This window comes from Shimia sp., from assembly GCF_041624275.1.
Lineage (GTDB): Bacteria > Pseudomonadota > Alphaproteobacteria > Rhodobacterales > Rhodobacteraceae > Shimia.
This window is the reverse complement of record NZ_JBFJVE010000194.1, coordinates 1-5517: the sequence shown is the minus strand read 5'-3', so window position 1 is coordinate 5517 and position 5517 is coordinate 1. Positions and strand designations below refer to the sequence as shown.

The following is a 5517-nucleotide window of genomic DNA, read 5'->3' as shown; positions in this document are numbered from 1 at the left end:
GCTCAGCGGGGACACGCTGGTCATCACCGATTTCGACCCCGCCGAGGACCGGCTGGAAATCCAGCTTTCGCGCGAGGCGGAGTCGGTGAATTCCCTGCGGATCGAGACCGACGGCGATGACGCGCTTGTCATGTATGACGTTTTCGATGCCTCGGGCGAGGACCCCTACAGCCACCAGATCCGGCTTGTCGGGGCGGCGGGGGTGGCGCTGGACGATGTGGGCTTTGTCACCTCGGCGCTGCAACTGGGCCCCGACCTGCTGGACGGCAGCGACGGCGACGACGTGATCGCGCTGGGGGGCGCCGGATCGGGATTTGAGGGCGGCTATATACGCGGATTTGCCGGCGACGACCTTGTGACCCTCGCGCAGGATGCGCCCAACAGCATTTTGGCGCTCGGTGACGGAGAGGACAGCGTGACCGGCTTTGCCACGGCGGTGGTGCATCTCGAGGCCGGCGACGATTTCGCCGAGCTCGACGGTGACGGCAACACCGGCGGCGCGCCTTCCACCGTGACCGGCGGGGAAGGCAACGACACGATCTCGGCGCTGAACGGGCGCGCCGATATTCATGGTGACGCCGGCGATGACGTCATCACCGGGTCGAACGCGGCGCAAATCTGGGGCGGCGACGGCGACGACAGGATCGAGATCGTCTACCAGCTGGACCCGGAGCCCGGCTTTCCCGGCATCGCCGCGGTCTATGGCGGTGCCGGATCAGACAGCGTTACCGGCTCGACCGGGGCCGATTACATCGCCGATGGCGTGTTGGTCGATGGCGAGATCGGCTATGACGGTGTCGATGCGGGCACCGACAACGACCTGTTCGACGGCGGTGCGGGCGATGACCGGCTGGTCTATGCGGGCGGCGACGACACGCTTTTGGGCGGCGCCGGCAGCGACAGCCTGTTCGCGGTGCATTTCGACACACCGACCGGGGGCAGCGCGCATTTTGACGGCGGCTTCGGCGATGACACGCTGGCAGGCTCGCTGGGCGCTGCGGACAGCCTTGTCGGCGGCGCGGGGGACGATCTGTTGATGAGCGCCTATCTGCTTCAGGGCGAGACCCCGGTCGGAGACCCGCAGGACGGGCGCATCGCCTATGACCACGCGGTTGGCGACGATGTCTCGGACAGGCTCGAGGGCGGCGGCGGCGATGACACGATCCTCTTTGATCGCAATGACAGCGTCACCGGCGGCAGAGGGGCGGATGAGTTCCGCCTGACCCTGCATGATCTGGTGAGCGCGCCGGACAGCGGCGACGGGGTTGCCCGGATCAGCGATTTCGACCGCAGCGAGGATGTGCTGATGATCTTTGTCGAAGACCTTGCATCCAGCACCCTGACGGTGAGCAACGGCGCCAGTGGCAGCACGGTGTTCGTCAACGGCAGCGCGGTGCTGGAAGTGGAGGGGGTCAGCGACCTGACGGAGTTTGACCTGATCCTCTCCGAGGGCGGGCCGCTGGCCGAGGAGGTCGCGGTCACGCTTTAGGCAGGGTCGGCGGCGCTGGCGCGGCCGGGGGCATGGCCTCGGGCCGCCGCACGGGGCTCAGTGGTCGACATTGTCCATGTCGACCTGGCCGGTCAGCATGCGGCGCACGATCGACCAGCCAAGGCCGATTCCCAGCACGATGCTCAGGGCAAGGATGGCGATCCAGGTGACGATGTCGGGATTGTCGAGGCTGAGCATGTTCCAGTCGTAAAGCACCCAGACCAGCGCCCCGACCACCGACAGCACGAGGAACATGCCGAAACCGCCGATCGAGCGCAGCGTGGCGCGCAGGTAGATGATGTACCAGATCAGCAGAAGCAGCCCCAAGAGCACGGCAAGCGGTTGTTCCTGCTGGTAATTGTTCATCGACCAGCGGATGTAGTTCCACTGGGTGGGATTATAGGTCAATGCCAGTAGCAGAAAGGCACAGGCCCAGCGCAGCAACAGCCCCATCGTGTCTCCGATCACTTGATAATCCATTGGTTAACGAAATATTCGCGGCTCTGTCCAGAGCTGCGGCACATTTGCGGTTTCGCGCCGCAGCATTGATGGCTAAAAGGGCGCGGGTTTGACCTTGAAAGGAGCCGAAATGGCAAATGTCGTCGTCGTAGGCGCCCAGTGGGGCGATGAAGGCAAGGGTAAGATCGTTGACTGGCTCAGCGAGCGTGCCGATGTGATTGCCCGGTTCCAGGGCGGCCACAATGCAGGCCACACCCTGGTGATCGACGGTAAGGTCTACAAGCTGCACGCGCTGCCTTCGGGCGTGGTGCGCGGCGGCAAGCTGTCGGTGATCGGCAATGGCGTGGTGCTCGACCCATGGCATCTGATCAAGGAGATCGAGACCGTGCGCGCACAGGGCGTCGAGATTTCGCCGCAGACGCTGATGATCGCCGAGAACACGCCGCTGATCCTGCCGTTCCACGGCGAATTGGACCGGGCCCGCGAAGAGGCGGCCTCGAAGGGCACCAAGATCGGCACCACCGGGCGCGGCATCGGCCCGTGCTATGAAGACAAGGTGGGCCGCCGTGCCATCCGCGTCGCCGACCTGGCCGATGACGCGACGCTCGAGGCGCGCGTCGATCGCGCCCTTCAGCACCACGATCCGCTGCGCAAGGGGCTGGGCATCGCGCCGGTCGACCGCGACGCGCTGATCGCGCAGCTGAAAGAGATCGCGCCGCAGATCCTGCCCTTTGCCGCTCCGGTGTGGAAAGAGCTGAACGAGAAACGCAAGGCCGGAAAACGGATCCTGTTCGAAGGCGCGCAGGGCGCGCTGCTGGACATTGATTTCGGCACCTATCCCTTTGTCACCTCGTCCAATGTGATCGCCGGCCAGGCCGCCACCGGGGTCGGCATCGGCCCCGGCTCGATCGACTTCGTGCTGGGCATCGTCAAGGCCTATACCACCCGCGTCGGCGAGGGCCCGTTCCCGACCGAGCTGGACGATGCCGACGGGCAGCGGCTGGGCGAGCGCGGCCATGAATTCGGCACCACCACCGGGCGCAAGCGCCGCTGTGGCTGGTTCGATGCCTGCCTGGTGCGCCAGACCTGTGCCACTTCGGGCGTCAACGGCATCGCGCTGACCAAGCTCGACGTGCTGGACGGTTTCGAGACCCTGAAGATCTGCGTCGGCTACGAGCTGGATGGCGAGCGGCTCGACTACCTGCCGACCGCCGCCGACCAGCAGGCGCGCTGCACCCCGATCTATGAAGAGATGCCGGGCTGGAGCGAGTCGACCGAGGGCGCGCGCAGCTGGGCCGACCTGCCGGCCAACGCGATCAAATACGTCCGGCACCTCGAAGAGCTGATCGACTGCCCGGTGGCGTTGGTGTCGACCTCGCCCGAGCGCAATGATACCATTCTCGTGACCGACCCTTTCTCTGACTGAGGACGCAGCCATGGCCCTGTCCTACAAGGCAAGACGACGCTGGGCGCTGGTGATCCTGTTGTTGGGATTGCCGGTCTATATCATCGCCGCCGTGACGCTGGTCAATGTCATCGACCGGCCCAGCCTGTGGGTGGAATTCGCGGTCTATGTCGGGCTGGGGATCGTCTGGATCCTGCCCTTCAAGCGCATCTTCACCGGCATCGGCCAGCCCGACCCGGACGCGCCCGAGGATGACGGCCCCGGCAAATAGGCACCGGCCGGATCATCTGCCCCGACCATAAGAAAACGGGCCGCTTTCGCGGCCCGTTTTTTGGTGCGACCGGCGACCTTCGGGTCAGCCGGCGGCGCGGTTCTCGGGGCGGAAGCCGATCTCTTCCGAGGCGGTGAAACGGCCGCCCGAGACCTTGGTGATCTTGTTCTCGCGCAGTAGCTGGCCGAAGCCGCGCAGGCTGTCTTCGCGGGAAAAACCGGCGTCTTCCATGTCGCGCGCCATGCGCACGATCATCGGGCGCGAAAAGACCTCGCGGCCCTCGACGAAGGTCAGGTAGGAGGCGGCGGCTTCCAGCACGTCGTGCAGCTGCACCGCGCCGACGCTTTCGGCAAACTCCGAGAAGCTGGCGAAGTCGTGATCGCCGGCGGTCGGCTCCATCGAGGGGCGCTTGCGTTCGCCGGCCTCGGCGGCCGAGACCCGGCGCGGGCGCACCAGGGTCCGCGCGGCCTCGGCGGGGGGCGTGTCGATGCGCTGTTCGGCGACCAGTTTCAGCGGCGGTTCACCGCCCGCACGGGCGGCGCGGGCGCGCGCGGCCGAGGGGTTGACGACGCTGGCCAGATCATCGCGATAGGGTTCCGAGACATCGCGGGGCTTGTCGGTGCTGCGACCGGATTTCTGCTCGGCCTTGGTGGCGGCCACCGCGGCGCGCAGATGGGCGATCGCCTGACGGCGGCGCGATCCGTCGGGTTCGTCGAGATGGCTTTGTGCCGCCTCCATCAGCCGCGCCATGTCGGCGTCGGACTGCTGGCCGGCCTCGCGCAGATGATGGCCGCGCGGCTGGCGGTCGCCGGCCTCTTCGGCGGCGGGGGCCATGGCCTCTTCGGGGGCTGCTTCCTCGTCGTCGTCGGCCTTGAGCTCGGCCTCGACCTGGGCCAGTTCGGCCATCAGCTCGGCTTCTTCTGCGGGGCTGAGGCTGCTTTCGCGCCGCGGCGCGGGTTCGACGTTTCCGGCCGGGGCCGGTTCGGCTTCGGCTTCGGCTTCGGGGCTGTCCTCGGCCTCGGCCTCGACCAGCCCGGCATCGACCGCGGCCTCGAAATCGGCCTTCTTCATGCGCAGGACGCGGGCCCGTGCCGGAACCACCGGGGCGGCTTCGGGCATGTCCCCGGCGTTGTCCTCGGACAGTTCGGGGGCCGGGGCCTCCGGGGCTGCGGGGGCTTCGGCGACGGTGTCTGCCGCGTCTTCGCTGCGGGCCGCGGCCGCCATCTCGTCGTCGAGTTGCAGCACGGTTTCGATCTCGCGCGCGGTCTTGGACAGGAAGCTGTCGGCGTGTTCGTCCTCGGAGAAGCTTTCGTCCTCGGGCAGTTCGCGCGATTTCGACACCACGGCGCGGATGCGTTGCAGCTTGGCGGCGATACTGTCGATGTCGCCGGTGGCCGGTGCGGGCTCGGCGGGTTCGAATTCTTCCTCTTCCGAGAGAAGCTCGGCCTCGGCGCGTTCGTCGGCGTCTTCGTCGTCATCGCTGGCGGCCGGAGCCGGCGCGTCTTCGGCGGTCTCTTCGACCTGCGCCGCCCCGAAGTCTTCTTGCAGATCTTCTGCAAGCTCTTCGGGCTGCCCGATGGCCGCGTCTTCGATTGCCTCGGGCTCTTCGGCCCCGGCTTCGGCCTGGACCTCGGCAACATCATCCGCGGTCTCGGCACCCTCGGGCAGCGCCGCCTCGGCAACGCCGTCTTCGGGCAGGGTGTCGTCGACCAGAACCGGGCTGTCCTGCGGTTCCGCGGCCGGTTCTGCGGCCGCCTCGGGGGCCGCCGTTTCGGGGGCCGGTTCGGCGGGGGCGAGCGGCATGGTGCTCACGACGATGGCGCCATGTTCGGTGCGGGCCTGGACCAGGCTTTCGATCTCGCGTGCGGCGATGCGGGCCAGCATCTCGGCATC

The 5517-nt window shown here is 67.3% G+C and carries 5 protein-coding genes; 3 read left to right on the top strand and 2 right to left on the bottom strand.

Annotated elements, in window-relative coordinates; translation table 11 throughout:
* The coding region (locus ABZD10_RS13170) for a calcium-binding protein (protein WP_372887126.1) at positions 1-1489 on the top strand (1489 nt) is incomplete at its 5' end.
* Positions 1490-1546: 57 nt separating this feature from the next.
* On the opposite strand, the gene ABZD10_RS13165 is transcribed toward ABZD10_RS13170, so the two are convergent.
* The gene (locus tag ABZD10_RS13165) at positions 1547-1942 is read right to left on the bottom strand and encodes a DUF6524 family protein (protein ID WP_372887128.1); all 396 of its coding nucleotides are present in this window, start codon (positions 1940-1942) and stop codon (positions 1547-1549) included.
* Positions 1943-2078: 136 nt separating this feature from the next.
* On the opposite strand from ABZD10_RS13165, the gene ABZD10_RS13160 reads away from it, so the two are divergent.
* Both ABZD10_RS13160 and ABZD10_RS13155 read left to right on the top strand, forming a co-directional pair.
* Positions 2079-3374, top strand: coding sequence for an adenylosuccinate synthase (locus tag ABZD10_RS13160; protein WP_372887124.1), 1296 nt, complete (start codon positions 2079-2081; stop codon positions 3372-3374).
* 10 nt (positions 3375-3384) lie between these two features.
* Positions 3385-3624: a DUF2842 domain-containing protein gene (locus ABZD10_RS13155; protein ID WP_372887122.1), complete on the top strand. Its 240-nt coding sequence runs from the start codon at positions 3385-3387 to the stop codon at positions 3622-3624.
* Positions 3625-3708: 84 nt separating this feature from the next.
* Here the strand turns inward: ABZD10_RS13155 and ABZD10_RS13150 are convergent.
* A partial coding sequence (locus ABZD10_RS13150) for a hypothetical protein (protein WP_372887120.1) occupies positions 3709-5517 on the bottom strand: 1809 nt, incomplete at its 5' end.

What these genes read in the sequence shown, in the direction of transcription:
- ABZD10_RS13155 (WP_372887122.1), top strand. Translation starts at nt 3,385, where the DNA reads ATGGCCCTGTCCTACAAGGCAAGACGACGCTGGGCGCTGGTGATCCTG.
- ABZD10_RS13165 (WP_372887128.1), bottom strand. Translation starts at nt 1,942, where the DNA reads ATGGGGCTGTTGCTGCGCTGGGCCTGTGCCTTTCTGCTACTGGCATTG.
- ABZD10_RS13160 (WP_372887124.1), top strand. Translation starts at nt 2,079, where the DNA reads ATGGCAAATGTCGTCGTCGTAGGCGCCCAGTGGGGCGATGAAGGCAAG.